Annotated in this window: 13 protein-coding genes; 10 read left to right on the forward strand and 3 right to left on the reverse strand. The window is 71.1% G+C overall.

The genetic code is table 11. The features are described 5' to 3' along the window. The 6 genes from NM1_RS10765 to NM1_RS10790 form a co-directional block, all read left to right on the forward strand. A partial coding sequence (locus tag NM1_RS10765) for an ATP-binding cassette domain-containing protein (protein ID WP_068017558.1) occupies positions 1-622 on the forward strand: 622 nt, incomplete at its 5' end. A 55-nt stretch (positions 623-677) separates the two neighbouring features. Beyond that, positions 678-1,907 (forward strand): alpha-D-ribose 1-methylphosphonate 5-triphosphate diphosphatase, encoded by a 1,230-nt coding sequence (locus NM1_RS10770; protein ID WP_068017562.1) that lies wholly within the window; start codon positions 678-680, stop codon positions 1,905-1,907. 126 nt (positions 1,908-2,033) lie between these two features. After that, on the forward strand, positions 2,034-2,966 hold the full coding sequence (locus NM1_RS10775; RefSeq protein ID WP_068017565.1) for a phosphate/phosphite/phosphonate ABC transporter substrate-binding protein: 933 nt from the start codon (positions 2,034-2,036) through the stop codon (positions 2,964-2,966). A 19-nt stretch (positions 2,967-2,985) separates the two neighbouring features. After that, positions 2,986-3,804, forward strand: coding sequence for a phosphonate ABC transporter ATP-binding protein (gene phnC, locus NM1_RS10780; RefSeq protein WP_068017567.1), 819 nt, complete (start codon positions 2,986-2,988; stop codon positions 3,802-3,804). A 92-nt stretch (positions 3,805-3,896) separates the two neighbouring features. After that, positions 3,897-5,531: a phosphonate ABC transporter, permease protein PhnE gene (gene phnE, locus NM1_RS10785; RefSeq protein ID WP_246010648.1), complete on the forward strand. Its 1,635-nt coding sequence runs from the start codon at positions 3,897-3,899 to the stop codon at positions 5,529-5,531. A gap of 84 nt (positions 5,532-5,615) precedes the next feature. After that, complete coding sequence (locus NM1_RS10790; protein WP_068017569.1) at positions 5,616-6,410, forward strand: inositol monophosphatase family protein; 795 nt, start codon at positions 5,616-5,618, stop codon at positions 6,408-6,410. A 24-nt stretch (positions 6,411-6,434) separates the two neighbouring features. On the opposite strand, the gene NM1_RS10795 is transcribed toward NM1_RS10790, so the two are convergent. From NM1_RS10795 to NM1_RS10805, 3 genes are all read right to left on the reverse strand, one after another. Further along, positions 6,435-7,091 carry a hypothetical protein gene (locus NM1_RS10795; RefSeq protein ID WP_246010650.1) on the reverse strand — a complete coding sequence of 219 codons (657 nt, stop codon included), beginning with the start codon at positions 7,089-7,091 and terminating at the stop codon, positions 6,435-6,437. A gap of 83 nt (positions 7,092-7,174) precedes the next feature. Then, positions 7,175-7,495 carry a hypothetical protein gene (locus NM1_RS10800; RefSeq protein ID WP_068017575.1) on the reverse strand — a complete coding sequence of 107 codons (321 nt, stop codon included), beginning with the start codon at positions 7,493-7,495 and terminating at the stop codon, positions 7,175-7,177. A 297-nt stretch (positions 7,496-7,792) separates the two neighbouring features. Beyond that, positions 7,793-8,578, reverse strand: coding sequence for an IclR family transcriptional regulator (locus NM1_RS10805; protein ID WP_068017578.1), 786 nt, complete (start codon positions 8,576-8,578; stop codon positions 7,793-7,795). Positions 8,579-8,667: 89 nt separating this feature from the next. Between NM1_RS10805 and hutH the strand changes: the two genes are divergently transcribed. The 4 genes from hutH to NM1_RS10825 are packed head-to-tail and all read left to right on the forward strand — an operon-like array spanning position 8,668 to position 14,444. Continuing rightward, positions 8,668-10,257, forward strand: coding sequence for a histidine ammonia-lyase (gene hutH / locus NM1_RS10810; RefSeq protein WP_068017581.1), 1,590 nt, complete (start codon positions 8,668-8,670; stop codon positions 10,255-10,257). Further along, positions 10,254-11,903 carry a urocanate hydratase gene (gene hutU, locus NM1_RS10815; protein ID WP_068017584.1) on the forward strand — a complete coding sequence of 550 codons (1,650 nt, stop codon included), beginning with the start codon at positions 10,254-10,256 and terminating at the stop codon, positions 11,901-11,903. The genes hutH and hutU overlap by 4 nt, the downstream gene beginning before the upstream one ends. Positions 11,904-11,940: 37 nt before the next feature. Then, a complete protein-coding gene (locus NM1_RS10820; protein ID WP_068017587.1) occupies positions 11,941-13,137 on the forward strand; it encodes an allantoate amidohydrolase in 1,197 nt (398 codons plus the stop codon). Beyond that, positions 13,134-14,444 carry a formimidoylglutamate deiminase gene (locus NM1_RS10825; RefSeq protein ID WP_246010655.1) on the forward strand — a complete coding sequence of 437 codons (1,311 nt, stop codon included), beginning with the start codon at positions 13,134-13,136 and terminating at the stop codon, positions 14,442-14,444. The genes NM1_RS10820 and NM1_RS10825 overlap by 4 nt, the downstream gene beginning before the upstream one ends. Positions 14,445-14,454 lie beyond the last annotated feature (10 nt).

A 14,454-nucleotide genomic window follows, 5' to 3' on the forward strand; every position in this document is an offset into this window, starting at 1 on the left:
GCACGTGGCCCTCGCCGGACCCAGCGGTGCGGGCAAGTCGAGCCTGCTGCGCTGCGTCTACCGCAGCTATCTGCCCGATGCGGGCACCGTGACACTCGGCACGGCGTCCGGGCTCGTGGACCTCACCGCGCTCAGCGACCGGGAGATGGCCAGGCGGCGTGGCCGCGAACTCGGCTACGTCTCCCAATTCCTTTCCGCCCCACCGCGAACCGGACCCCTGGAGGTTGTGGCGGCGGCCGGACGACGGCGTGGCCTGGACCGCGCCTCGGCCCGCGATGCCGCGGCCGCGGCACTGCGGCGGCTGGCGCTGGACGAAACCCTGTGGGACGTCGACTGCGGTGTGCTGTCCGGCGGCGAGCGGCAGCGCGTGAACATCGCCGCGGGCACCGTGCACCCGCCGCGCCTGCTGCTGCTGGACGAGCCGGTGTCGGCCCTGGACCCCGCCAATCGCGAACGCGCACTGGACCTCATCGCGGCCCTCTCGGCCGACGGCGTCGCGGTGCTCGCGGTCTTCCACGACCTCGAGGCCATGCACCGCCTCGCCGACCGCGTCCTCCGCTTCAGCGAGGGCCGCATCGCCGAGCACGGCACCCCCGCCGAAGTCCTGGGGGTGGCGGCGTGAGCAAACAGTCGCATCGTGCACCGGCACTGCGAACCTATGTCTGCGAGGAGGCGGCGTGAACGCGATTCTGGACACCCTGGACCGGCCCGCCTGGTCCCTGCCGCAGTCGCCGCGGGACTACGTGCTCGGCCACGTGCGTGCCGTGCTGCCCGATCGGGTGGTCGACGACGCCCGAATCGTGGTGCGGGACGGGCGGATCGCGGAGGTGGGGCCGAGCCGGACCGGCACCGTGGCCGATGTCGACGGCGGCGGGCTGATGTGCCTGCCCGGCCTGGTCGACGTGCACTCCGACGGGCTGGAGCGCGAGCGGCTGCCGCGGCCGGGAGCCGAACTGCCGTGGCTGTTCTCGATGATGTCGTTCGAGGGCAAGCTGCGGGCGGCGGGCATCACGACGGTCTTCCACGGCGCCTCGTTCTCCGATCGGCAGACGGCCCGGGACAAGCGCAGCGTGCAGTCGGCGCTGGACATGTGCGAGGCGATCGCGATCTGGAACGACCGCGACACGGCCGGGCTGGTCGACCACCGCGTGCTGCACCGGCTGGACGTGCGGTGCGCCCCGGGCCTGGCGGCGCTGACCGACCACATCGAGCAGGCCGTGAGCCACGGCAGGTTCAATCCGGCTGTGCCGGCGGTGATCTCGCACGAGGACCACACTCCCGGCATCGGACAGTACGCGGACCGAACGTACTACGAGACCTACCTCGCCACCATGCAGGGCCTGTCGGCCGAGGAGGCCCGCACGCAGGTGGACGAGATCGCCCGCGAACGCGCCGCGAATCTCGCGGTGCGCGAGGAGTCCATGCACTGGCTGGCCGGGCAGGCCGCCACGGGCGTGGCCCGGATCTTCGGACACGATCCGGAGTCCGCGGCCGAGATCGCGGACCTGGCCGGGCGCGGCGGTGCCGTCGCGGAATTCCCGACCACCGAGGAGGCGGCGCGGGAGGCGCGCGCCCGGGACATGGCGGTGATCATGGGCGGGCCCAATGTGCTGCGCGGTGGATCGCACTCCGGCAACGTGTCCGCACACACCCTCGCACGGCTCGGGCTGGTGACGGCGCTGGCCTCGGACTATCTGCCGTCCGCCCTGCTGTCCGCCGTCTTCCTGCTGGCGGGGGACGCGAGCGTGCCGCTGGCGCGAGCGGTGTCGCTGGTCACCAGCGGACCGGCGACCGCCGTCGGGCTGACCGATCGCGGCACGCTCGAACCGGATCGGCGGGCCGACCTGATCCTCGTCGGCCTCGAGCACGACTGCCCGGTGGTCCGCGCGGTGCTGCGGGCGCACTGAACCGACAACCCCCGGCATCCGCCCCCAGCCATTCCGCTGCGGTTAACCGCTGGTTGCCGTGCCGGACACGGCTGTCACGGACCGTCGTGGTGGCGGGGAACGGGCAACAAAGGAGTCAACGTCACAATGGGTAGCAATATCTTCCGCGCCCTCGGGGTCGCCGCCGCGGTCGCGGTACTGGGCCTCACCGGGTGCGGTTCCAGCGCCGACAGCAAGGGCTCCGGCGATCCGGACACGCTGGTGCTGGCCTCGATTCCCTCGGAGAACTCCGGCAGCCTGCAGCAGCAGTACCGGCTGGTGGCCGACGTCATCGAGAAGGAGACCGGCCACAAGGTGCAGTTCCAGAACGCGACCGACTACGCCGGGGTGATCGAGGGCCAGCGCGCCGGCAAGGTGCAGATCGCCGGGTACGGACCGTTCTCCTACGCCCTGGCCAAGGACAGCGGCGTCCAGACCACCGCGATCGCCGCGCCGGTCAACGCCGCGGACGCCAAGCCCGGATACGTCTCCTACGCCGTCACCAAGCCGGGTTCGCCGATCAAGACACTGGCCGACTTCCGCGGCAAGAAGGTCTGTTTCGTCGATCCCTCCTCGACCTCGGGTTACCTGTACCCGTCCGCGGGGCTGAAGGAGGCGGGCCTCGACCCGGAGAAGGACATCACCCCGGTCTTCGCCGGTGGGCACGACGCCTCGGTGCTGGCCGTGCTGAGCGGTCAGTGCGATGCCGGATTCGCCTACGACACCATCGTCGACAAGACGATGCCGGAGAAGGGCCAGCTGAAGCCCGGCGATATCGGCGTGATCTGGAAATCGCAGACCATCCCCACCAGCCCGATCGCGATCAGCACCACGCTGTCGGCGCCGCTGCAGGAGAAGCTGACCGCGATCTTCCGCGATCAGCTCAACATCCCCGCGCTGACCGCCGCGGGCCGCTGCTCCGGCGCGGACTGCACCCTGCCCGACGGCGTGAAGTACGGCTATGTCCCCGTTCAGGATTCGCTGTACGACGGTGTCCGGCAGGTCTGCAAGGTCACCGACGCCAAAGCCTGCAAGTCCTGATCCGCGGTAGGAGAACGTCATGTCCGATCCCGACCACGCACTGGGCGCGACGATCGATCGCGTCCTGAGGCCCGCCGTCGCGCTCGAGCGGGTGCACAAGAATTTCGGACCGCGAGTCAGCGCCCTCGAGGACGTCTCGCTGCAGGTGTATCCGGGTGAGGTGGTGGCGCTGCTCGGCCAGTCCGGCTCCGGCAAGTCGACGCTGCTGCGGCTGCTCGACGGGCTGCACACCCCCGACGGCGGCACGGTGACGGTGCTGGGCCGGGACGTGGCGGCGGCGCGCGGGCGCGAGCTGCGGGCGCTGCGCCGCCGGGTGGGGTTCGTGTTCCAGCAGTTCCATCTGGTGGGCAGCATGTCCGTGCTGGAGAACGTGTGCACCGGCGCGCTGGGATCGCTGCGCGGACCACGGCTGGGCTTGGTCACCTATCCGAAGTCGGTGCGGCTGGCGGCGATGGAGCAGCTCGACCGGGTCGGCTTGGCCGACCGCCCGTTCCAGCGCGCCGACACCCTCTCCGGCGGCCAGCAGCAGCGCGTCGCGGTGGCGCGGGCGCTGGTGCAGCGGCCGCGGATCCTGCTGGCGGACGAGCCGGTGGCCTCGCTGGATCCGGAGTCGGCGGCGCAGGTGATGGCGCTGATCTCGGCGATCGCCGCCGAGGACGACCTGACCGTGCTGTGCAGCCTGCACCAGGTCGAGCTGGCGCTGTCGTGGGGGCATCGCCTGGTCGGCCTGCGCGCCGGGCGCGTGGTCGTCGACAAGCCGATGTCGGCGATCGACCGGACCGAGACGATGTCCATCTACTCGACGGTGGCCGCCGCCGCGGTCCCGCAGCCGGTGTGATCTCCGTGTCGGTGCTCGCTCCCGAAAGACCGCGTCCCGCAGGGCAATCCGAACAGCCGACCATACCCCGGCCCTCGGGCACCGCGATCGGCGTGGCCGCCGTACTGGTGGCGTGGGTGGTGGCGTCCGTGTGGTCGGTCGCCTCGCTGCGGCTCAATATCGCCACCTTCGCCGACAGCCTGGGCAACGCCGCCGATTTCCTGTCCCGCGCGCTTCCGCTGGATTTCCCGCCACTCGCCGAGCTGGCAGCGATGACCGGGCAGACCCTGGCGATCGTCGCCTGCGCCACTCTGCTGAGCGTGCTGCTGTCGGTTCCGGTCGCGGTCGCGGCGGCGCGCAACACCACGCCGGGTGCGCCCGCACGCTGGGGTGCCCGCGCAATCATCGTGGTGGCCAGGGCAATTCCCGATATCGTGCTGGCCATCGTGTTCCTGCGACTGTTCGGGCTCGGCACGCTGGCGGGTGTGCTGGCCATGGGCATCCACTCGGTCGGCATGGTCGGCAAGCTGTACGGCGACGCCATCGAGGACACCGCGGCCGGTCCCCGTGACGCGCTGCGGGCGGCGGGCGCGGGCTGGGCGCAGCAGCTCACCGGCGCCGTGTTCCCGCAGGCGCTTCCGGCGTTCGTCGCGACCGCGCTGCACCGCTTCGACATCAATCTGCGCACGTCGGTACTGCTGGGCTATGTGGGCGTCGGCGGACTCGGCATGGAGCTGTCGATGGCGACGCGGACCATGCAGTACCGGCGCGCGCTCGCCCTGGCGCTGTTCGTGCTCGCCCTGTGCATCGCGGTGGAACTGCTGTCCGGGGCGGTGCGCCGCGCGCTGCTCGGCAACCAGGCGCCCGCCCGGCGCGGACCGTGGCGACGATTCACCCGATGGCTGCGGCGCGCCGAGAACGGCTGGGCCACCGGCGAATCCGCGAGCACGACCAACGACGGCGGCTACCGCATCAGCCCGCCGTGGACCGCCCGGCGGATACGCGGCGCCTGCTACGCCGCCGTCACGATCGTGGCCCTGGTGGCGGCCGTGCGGGGAGCCGATCTGGAACTGTCGCGGGTGGGCGAGGGGCTCGCCACGTTGCCGCAGACGCTGGGGCTGTTCTTTCCGCCTGCGAGCGGCGGCATCTGGGGCGAACTCGTCGACCAACTGATCGTCACGGTTCAGATCGCCCTCGCCGCAACCTTTCTCGGGTTCCTGATCGCGCTGCCGATCGGTGCCTTCGCCGCCCGCAATGTGGCGCCGAGTCCGGAGGTGGCCCGGGTGTTCCGGATGGTCATCGTCACCGTGCGCGGTATCCCGGACCTGATTCTGGCGATCCTGTTCATCGTGGTCACCGGGCTGGGTGCGCAGGCCGGTGCGCTGGCGCTCGCCGTCGGCACGGTCGGGTTGTTCGGCAAGCTGATCGCCGACTCGCTCGAGGAGACCGACGTGCGGGTGCAGCAGGCGGTATCGGCCACCGGCGCCACCCGCGTGCAGGTCTTCGGCGCCGCGACATTGCGCCAATGCGCGCCCGCGCTCGTCGCCCACCTGTGCTACCAACTCGACGTCAACATCCGGGCGGCCACCCTGCTCGGCGTGGTCGGTGCGGGCGGCATCGGCTTCTACCTCATCAACGCCACCAGGGTGCTGCAGTTCGACGTGGTCACCACGATCGTCCTGATGGTGTTCGCTGTGGTGATGGCGGTGGAGGGCATCGCCATGTGGCTGCGCCGCGCCACCTCGTAAGACCCGGGGACTGCACAGCCATCGCATTTCCCCTATTTCCGGCTCGCTTTCGGCCGGAATCCGCCGACACTGCCGGGAGTATCCATGCTGAGCACGAAACACATTGGTGACCAGGCGAATACGGCGTTGGTCGCCGCGGCCGAGGCCGCGCAGACCGCGTACCGCAAGGCGCTGGAGAACCACTCGCCGCAGCAGCTCGCGGCCGTCGCCATGGACGGCGCCGACGGCACACCCACCATGCTGATCGACGTCCTGGTGGAGGAGGCCGTCATCGACGCCGCCACCGCGGCGGGGGTGAACGTGCTGTCGGAGGAGCGGGGTTGGATCGATATCGGCTCGGCGGTGAGCCTGGTCATCGATCCCGTGGACGGGTCGGCCAATGCGGCGGCCGGGGTCCCGCTGTCGTGCTTCAGCGCCGCGGTCGCCGTCGACGGCGAGTTCACCGAGGCGATGACCGTCTGGCTGCACACCGGGGAGCGCTGGTGGGCGGCGGCCGGACGCCCTGCCTTCGGGACCAGCGGCTGCCGATCGGCGAAGGCGGCGGCGGTGTCGGTGCTGCGGCCGCACCCGCGCAACTGGGACGCCTGGTCGCGAGTTGCCCGGTCCGCCACCAGGATTCGGATCCTGAGCTGCAGCACCCTGGACGCGGCTTTCGTGGCGACCGGCGCCGTGGACGCCTTCGTGGACGCGGGCAGCGATACGCATCGGCTGATGGATATCGCGGCGGCCACGGTACTCGTGAGTGCGGCGGGCGGTGCGGTGGTGGACGCCTACGGCCGCCCGATCGTCTTCGACACCGACCTCACCCGCCGCTGGAGCGGGGTCGTCGCCGCCACCGCGGAACTCGCGGACGAGTTGTGCGCCCTGATCCGGGGTTGAGCGCCGCGGCCCGGGTAACCGGCGCTAACGACCGAGGCCGTTGAGTAGCAACGGAATACGGCCCGCATAGTCGGTGGGCAGGTAGCGCTCCGGGCCGGTCGTCCACGGCTGCCCGGACTGCGGATCGTAGCGATCGGGCATGGCGATACCCCGGGGTGCGTACGCGTGGAATCCGTGGGCGGCGGTGGTGCGCGTCGCCCGCCAGAGATGATCACGGAAGGCGACGACACCGACGGTATCCGAGCTGACGGCCGCACCGCGCAGTTCCGCCACCCGCGCCGCGACACCGTCGGTCGACAGGTAGGCCAGCGTTCCGTCCGGATTGCGGTCGGCGGCGATGGTGACCACATCGCGCATCCCGTACTTCGACTCGAGCACCTCGGCGATCGTCGTCTGCGCGAAGACGGGAATGTCCCGGTCGCCGCGCGCCGCGACCACGGCATCGGCCAGCGCTTCGTTCACCGGGCCGGGCTCGCCCTCGATCCGCGCCGGATCCGCGCCCGGAGGTATCCGGTTGCCGAAGCTGTAGGCGACGATCAGCGAGAGATCGTCCGGGGCGGCGGTGGGAACGCCCCACACCGATTCCGCGGCGGCGCTCGGTCCGGCGTGCGCCGGCACCTGGCACGCCAGCGGCGCGATCACAGCTACGGCGCCGACACACAACATACTGCGGAGTCTCACCGAATCGATGCTAACGGTGCCGCCCGAGCCGCGAGGCCCGGCCACCTCGCGGGCGGCCGGGTCTCGGCAAGGCAGTGCGGGGGTCAGGCCGACCCGCGAATGCTCTTGACGTCGCAGACGTCGAGCACATAGTGGCCGTGCTCGTCGACGCCCAGATCGATCCTGTTCTCGGTGCAGGTCGATTCGACGATGACCGTGGCGCCGTGATTGCAGACGTTGTGGTAGTACACGGTGGTGCTGACGTTTCCGTCGTCGTAGGAGTACGTGATGCACCCGCTCGTGCCCTCGACGCGCTCGGCGGACGCCGTGGTGGCGGTGGCGACGGTGGACCCGACCGCGGCGGCGGCAATCGCGAAACCCGCCAGCAGCCTGTTCGTCTTCAGCATGTTCTTCCGTTCTTCCATGGGGACTACGGCGAGCGAGATTATGGTGGTGCCGTAAGGCTGTCAAAGCCCGTCGAACTGCATGTTCGGGCGACCACCACGCCGTGTCGGAGCCTCCGGAGGGAATCCGTCGAAAATCTGAATCATTCTGTGGCGCAACACTGTTCGCGTGTCTGATGTATAGTCGGACCAGCACCGCCCGGGGGCACGAGGGTACGGATTTGCGGGGCCGGGAGGCCCGCAAGCGCGACAATGATTCGCGTGGTGGCAACTTTCCTGCGCGGGCCGACAATTCCAGAACCCCCGCGGCAGGCTCAGCTACCCGGGCCCGCGCCCGCCGATGATGGCGGTCAGCGCAGCGGCCGTGGAGCGCACTCGGGCGGCGAGCTCGGGCCAATCCCGTTCACACGGAACGGGTTCGTCGGGGCAGTGGTGGCGCAGGGTGACGCCGACGGCGGCGAGGGGACGGCCGCCGTGGTCGAATGCGGGCGCCGCGACCGTGGCGAATCCCGGTGTCACGTAACCGTCTTCGACGGCCCAGCCGCGAGACTTCTCGGCCCGCAGCAGTTTTCGCAGTTCGGTGAGGGTGCGGGGGCCGCGGTCGGTGCGCATCGGGAAGGCGGCGGGCCCGGGGAACAGGGCACGCACGTGCACAGGCTCGAGGTGTGCCAGCATCGAGCGGCCGGTGGCGGTCAGGTGGGCGGGCAGCCGCACGCCGACGTCTGTGACAAGGGTCTGGGGCCGCGCGGGCCGCTGCTCGATCAGGTACAGCGATTCGTTGCCGTGCAGGATGCCGAGGTGCCCGGTGTGGCCGACGGCGTCGACGAGCGCGCGCAGCAGCGGGGCGCCCACCCGCTCCAGCGGGTCGTGCCGCAAATACGCCGACCCGAGCTCGAAGGCGGCGATGCCGAGTCCGTAGGCGCGTTCCGCGGGCAGGTGGGCCACGTATCCCGCCGTGCGCAGCTCGTTGAGCAGGTGATAAGTCGTCGATCGCGGCAGGCCGAGCTCGCGCGCGATCGCGGCCGCGGGAATCGGCACCGCGCGCCGCGCCAGCAGGCCGAGCACCTGCAGCCCGCGCCGCAGCCCCGGAATGTCGCCGCCCACCCGGGGAAGCCTAACGGTTGTCTGATATCCCGGACAGATTCCGGTGTGGCCTCCTGCCCGCGCGCGGTGCGAGGGGTTGCAATGTCTGCATGACAGGAATCGGGATCGATCCGGTGCTGGTCGGTTCGGCGCCGCTGCACCCGCCGGAGGTGCTGGCCGTCGCCCGCGGGGAGGCGAGGGTGGCCCTCGCCGAGGACGCCATCGCCCACCTGGCGGTGGTACGCCGTCACATCGACAAGCTCGCGCACAGCCCGGAACCGGCCTACGGGGTGTCGACCGGATTCGGCGCACTGGCCTTGCGGCACATCCCGCCCGACAGGCGAGCCGACCTGCAGCGCAGCCTGATTCGCTCGCACGCGGCGGGCGCGGGGGCAGCGGTCGAGGCGGAGGTGGTGCGGGCGATGATGCTGCTGCGCCTGCGCACCCTGCTCAGCGGCCACACGGGGATCCGCCCGGACACGGTGCGGGCGCTGGCCGCGTTGATCAACAGCGGCCTGGTTCCGGAGGTCCCCGAGTTCGGCTCACTCGGGTGCTCCGGCGATCTGGCGCCGCTCGCGGCGGTGGCGCTGACGCTGATGGGTGAGGGCGCGGTGTACGACCCCCACGGGCGGCGCCGGGAGGCGGCGCAGGCCCTCGCCGAGGCCGGTATCGCGCCGACGATTCCCGCCGAGAAGGAGGGGCTGGCGCTGACCAACGGCACCGACGGCATGCTCGCCATGCTGGTGCTGGCGGGCGCCGACCTGCACCGGCTGCTCGACATCGCCGATCTCACCGCCGCCATGAGCGTCGAGGCGCTGCTGGGCACCGACCGCGTCTTCGCGGCCGACCTGCAGGCCCTGCGGCCGCATCCGGGGCAGGCGCGGTCGGCGGCCCGGATGCTGGCGGCGCTCGCCGGTTCGGAGATCGTCGCCAGTCACCGCAACCCCGACTGCCCGCGGGTCCAGGACGCCTATTCGCTGCGGTGCGCTCCGCAGGTGCACGGCGCCGCCCGCGACACCCTCGCGCATGCCGACGCCGTCGCCGCCCGCGAATTGTCCTCGGCCATAGACAATCCCGTGGTGCTCGAGGACGGGCGGGTGGAATCCAACGGCAACTTCCACGGCGCGCCCGTCGGCTATGTGCTCGACTTCCTGGCGATCGCGGCCGCCGATGTGGCGAGCATGGCGGAGCGCCGCACGGATCGGATGCTGGATGTGCACCGTTCGCACGGGCTACCGGCCTTCCTGGCCGCCGATCCCGGGGTCGACTCGGGGTACATGATCGCGCAGTACACCCAGGCCGGGGTGGTGTCGGAGTTGAAACGCCTGGCGGTGCCCGCGTCGGTGGATTCCATCCCGTCCAGTGCGATGCAGGAGGACCACGTATCCATGGGGTGGTCCGCCGCGCGCAAGCTACGCCGCGCGGTCGACGGCCTCACCACCGTGCTCGCCGTCGAAATGCTCACCGCCGCAAGGGCTCTCGACCTGCGTACACCGTTGCGCCCGGCGCCGGTGACCGGCGCGGTGCGCGATCTGCTGCGCACCCGGGTGCCCGGACCCGGCCCGGACCGCCATCTCGCTCCCGATATCGCCGCGACCGCCGAACTCATCGGCGGTGGTGCCGTCGGGGATGCCGTCGCACCGCTGCTCGAGTCCGGCATCGCTCACCCCACCTCCTACGACCCCCGGGAGCAGTCATGACCGCCACCGTGCGCGCCGCCCGCGGCAGCACCCGCACCGCCCGCAGCTGGCAGACCGAGGCGGCGCTGCGGATGCTGCACAACAACCTCGACCCCGAGGTGGCCGAGCGCCCGGGCGACCTGGTCGTATACGGCGGCACCGGCAAGGCCGCGCGAGACCGGCCCAGCTTCGCCGCCATCGCGCGCACGCTCACCGACCTGGCAGCGGACGAGACGCTGCTGGTGCAGTCGGGCAAGCCGGTGGGTGTGGTGCGCACCCACGAGTGGGCGCCCCGGGTGCTGATCGCCAACTCGAATCTCGTTCCGGACTGGGCGAATTGGCCGGAGTTCCGCCGTCTCGAGGCGGCCGGATTGACGATGTACGGGCAGATGACGGCGGGCTCGTGGATCTATATCGGCACCCAGGGCATCCTGCAGGGTACCTACGAGACCTTCGCCGCGGTGGCCGCCAAGCGATTCGGCGGCAGCCTCGCCGGAACGCTCACCGTCACAGCGGGTCTCGGCGGCATGGGCGGTGCGCAGCCGCTGGCGGTCACCATGAACGGCGGCGTGGCGCTGTGCGTCGACTGCAATCCGCGACATGCGCTGCGGCGGGTGGAAACCCGGTTCCTCGACGAGATCGCGGCGGATCTCGACGACGCGTTGCGGCGGGTGCTCGCGGCGAAGCGGGAGCGCCGCGCCCTGTCGGTGGGGTTGGTCGGCAACGCCGCCGACGTGCTGCCGGAACTGCTGCGGCGCGACGTTCCGGTGGACATCGTGACCGACCAGACCTCCGCGCACGACCCGCTGTCGTACCTGCCGCGCGGCGTCGGGCTCGACGACTGGGACGACTATGCGAGCCGGAAGCCGGACGAATTCACCCGCCGCGCAAGAGAATCCATGGCCGAGCACGTCGGCGCGATGGCGGGATTCCTGGACCGCGGGGCCGAGGTGTTCGACTACGGAAACTCCCTGCGCGGCGAGGCGCGGCTGGGTGGCTGCGAGCGGGCCTTCGACTTCCCCGGCTTCGTGACCGCCTATATCCGGCCGCTGTTCTGTGCGGGCAAGGGCCCGTTCCGGTGGGTCGCGCTCTCCGGTGACCCCGCCGATATCGCCGCCACCGACCGCGCGATCCTGGAGCTGTTCCCGGAGAACGAGTCGTTGGCGCGGTGGATCCGCCTGGCCCGCGAGCGGGTCGCCTTCCAGGGGCTGCCCGCCCGCATCTGCTGGCTCGGGTACGGCGAACGGCAGCGGGCGGGTCTGCGGTTCAACGAGATGGTCTCGGGCGGTGCGGTTTCCGCGCCGATCGTGATCGGCCGCGACCACCTGGACTGCGGCTCCGTCGCCTCACCGTATCGCGAAACCGAGGCGATGGCCGACGGGTCGGACGCCATCGCCGACTGGCCGCTGCTGAATGCGCTGGTCAACACCGCCTCGGGGGCGAGTTGGGTGTCCATTCACCACGGCGGCGGTGTCGGTATGGGCCGGTCCATCCACGCCGGGCAGGTCACGGTCGCCGACGGCACCGCCCTGGCGGCGCAGAAGCTCGAGCGAGTGCTCACCAACGACCCCGGCATGGGCGTGTTCCGGCACGTCGACGCGGGGTATCCGGAGGCCGAGCGCGTGGCACGGGACTGTGACATACGAATTCCGATGTGGGAGTCGTGATTCGAATGTCATGCATTCTCCGTGGCGGGAAAATCGGATGAGCGCGAACGGGTTACTGGCCGAGATCGCGGATGTAGGCGCGGACCACGCGCGCGGGGGCTATTCGCGGCACGTGTTCGAACCGGCTGAACTGGAACTGCGTGAATGGTTCATCGCGCACGCGCGGGCGCGGGGCCTGCAGACACAGGCCGACCGGAACGGCAATCTGTGGGCCTGGCTCGGTGCACCCGGACCGGATGCCGTCGTGACGGGCAGCCACCTCGACTCCGTGCCGGGCGGCGGAGCCTTCGACGGTCCGCTGGGCGTTGCGAGCGCGTTCGCGGCACTGGACCTGCTTCGCGCACAAGGGTTTGCACCGCGGCGGCCCCTGGCGATCGTGGTATTCGCCGAAGAGGAGGGCGGCCGGTTCGGGGTGCCGTGCCTGGGGTCGCGCCTGCTGACCGGCGCCCTCGCCCCGGATCGTGCGCTGGTGCTCGCCGACGGACACGGCGTCACGCTCGCCGAGGCCGCACGCCGCGCGGGCACGGATCCCGGGCGATTCGGCCGCGACGACGAAATACTGTCCCGTATAGGAACATTCGTCGAACTGCATGTGGAGCAGGGGAGAGGTCTCATCGACCTGGACGCCCCGGTCGCCGTGGGATCGACGGTTATCGCCCACGGCCGCTGGCGGTTCACCTTCACCGGACAGGGCAACCACGCCGGCACCACCGCGACGGCGGACCGCCGCGACCCGATGCTCCCGGCCGCCGAAACCATCACCGCGGTACGACACCTGACGAGGTCGATTCCCGACGCCCGCGCCACGGTCGGGCGCCTGGTGCCGACGCCGGGCGGCGCCAACGTCATAGCCTCGCGGGTCGACCTGTGGCTCGACGCCCGCCTGCCCGAGCCCGGCAACGTCCGCGCTCTCGTTGCCGAGATCCATGAAAGCGCCAGGGCAGCAGCGACTCTGGAGGGATGCCTGGTCAGCGTGCACGAGGAATCCTATGCGGGCACCGCCACCTTCGACCCGGCGCTGCGCGATGAACTGACCGCCCTGCTGGCCGCCCCGGCGCTACCGACGGGCGCGGGCCACGACGCCGCAGTACTCGCCCCCCACATCCGCACCGCCATGCTCTACATCCGCAATCCCACCGGCATCAGCCACTCCCCGGCAGAACACGCGGACCCCACCGACATCGACGCAGGCGTAACAGCCCTCGCCCAGACCCTCACAAGGCTCGCCGGATGATGCGCGGCGAAACCGTGTGGTGTGGGCGGGCGTGGTTGCCGGGCGGGGTGGCGGAGGCCGTGCGGATCGAGATCGATGGTGGGCGTATCGAATCCGTTGCCGTGGGGGAGGAGCCCGCCGGGACGGTGTTGCCGGGGCTGACCGTGCCGGGGTTCGCGAATGCGCATTCGCATGCGTTTCACCGGGCGCTGCGCGGGCGCACCCACGATGATCGCGGGAGTTTCTGGACCTGGCGCGAGCGGATGTATGCCGTCGCCGGACGGCTGCGGCCGGATTCCTACTATCGGCTGGCGCGCGGGGTATTCGCCGAGATGGTGTCGGCCGGGTACACCAGCGTCGCGGAATTCCACTATCTGCATCATCCCGGTCGCGGACAGCGCTACGCGGACCCCAACGAGTTCTCCCACGCCCTGGTCGCGGCCGCGGCCGAGGCGGGTATACGGCTGACGTTGCTCGATACCTGCTATCTGGCAGGCGGATTCGGACTCCCCACCGAGGGCGTGCAGGCGCGCTTCGACGACGGTGACGCCGAACGCTGGGCCGAGCGGGTGCACGCGTTCCGTCCCGCGGGAGATCTGGTCGTCACCGGCGCGGCGGTGCATTCGGTGCGCGCGGTACCCGCCGAGCAGCTGCCCGTGGTGGTGGCCGGTGCCGCGGGCCGCCCGCTGCACGTGCATGTGTCGGAACAACCGCGCGAGAACACCGACTGCCTCGCCTTCCACGGCTGCACGCCGACCGCATTGCTCAGCGCCGCAGGCGCTTTGACGGCGAATACCGTCGCGGTACACGTCACCCACCCGACCCCCGAGGACATCGCCACGCTCGCTCGCGCGCGGGCACGGGTATGCCTGTGCCCGAGCACCGAATCCGATCTGGGCGACGGCATCGGCCCCGCGCGCGCCATGTCCGACGCCGGTATCCGGCTGTGCCTGGGCAGCGACGGACAGTCCGTCATCGACCCCTGGTTCGAGGCCCGCGCCCTGGAATGGCACGAACGTCTCGCCTCGGGCAGGCGGGGCCGGTTCGACGTGACGGAATTGCTGAGCGCGGCCACCGCGCACGAGGCCGCCGGATGGCCCGGGGTAGGCGCGCTCGGGCCGGGCTGGGGCGCGGACCTCGTCCACATCAACGAACGATCCCCGCGAATCGCCGGAACCGACGGTGCGGGAACGCTTTTCGCGGCCTCGGCCGCCGACGTCACCGATGTGATGGTGGCCGGTCGCTGGATGGTGCGCGACGGCGTCCACCAGCAGATCCCCGACGTGGCACGGGAACTGGAGACCGAAATCGCGGCATTGTGGCAATGAGGCCGGAGGA

Origin of the sequence: Nocardia mexicana NBRC 108244, from assembly GCF_001613165.1 — a bacterium.
In the GTDB taxonomy this organism is placed as follows: Bacteria; Actinomycetota; Actinomycetes; order Mycobacteriales; family Mycobacteriaceae; genus Nocardia; species Nocardia mexicana.

Excerpts from the sequence above, each read along its gene's own strand:
- NM1_RS10775 (WP_068017565.1), top strand. The coding sequence starts at position 2,034 with ATGGGTAGCAATATCTTCCGCGCCCTCGGGGTCGCCGCCGCGGTCGCG.
- phnC (WP_068017567.1), top strand. The coding sequence starts at position 2,986 with ATGTCCGATCCCGACCACGCACTGGGCGCGACGATCGATCGCGTCCTG.
- NM1_RS10790 (WP_068017569.1), top strand. The coding sequence starts at position 5,616 with ATGCTGAGCACGAAACACATTGGTGACCAGGCGAATACGGCGTTGGTC.
- NM1_RS10800 (WP_068017575.1), bottom strand. The coding sequence starts at position 7,495 with ATGGAAGAACGGAAGAACATGCTGAAGACGAACAGGCTGCTGGCGGGT.
- hutH (WP_068017581.1), top strand. The coding sequence starts at position 8,668 with ATGACAGGAATCGGGATCGATCCGGTGCTGGTCGGTTCGGCGCCGCTG.
- hutU (WP_068017584.1), top strand. The coding sequence starts at position 10,254 with ATGACCGCCACCGTGCGCGCCGCCCGCGGCAGCACCCGCACCGCCCGC.
- NM1_RS10820 (WP_068017587.1), top strand. The coding sequence starts at position 11,941 with ATGAGCGCGAACGGGTTACTGGCCGAGATCGCGGATGTAGGCGCGGAC.
- NM1_RS10825 (WP_246010655.1), top strand. The coding sequence starts at position 13,134 with ATGATGCGCGGCGAAACCGTGTGGTGTGGGCGGGCGTGGTTGCCGGGC.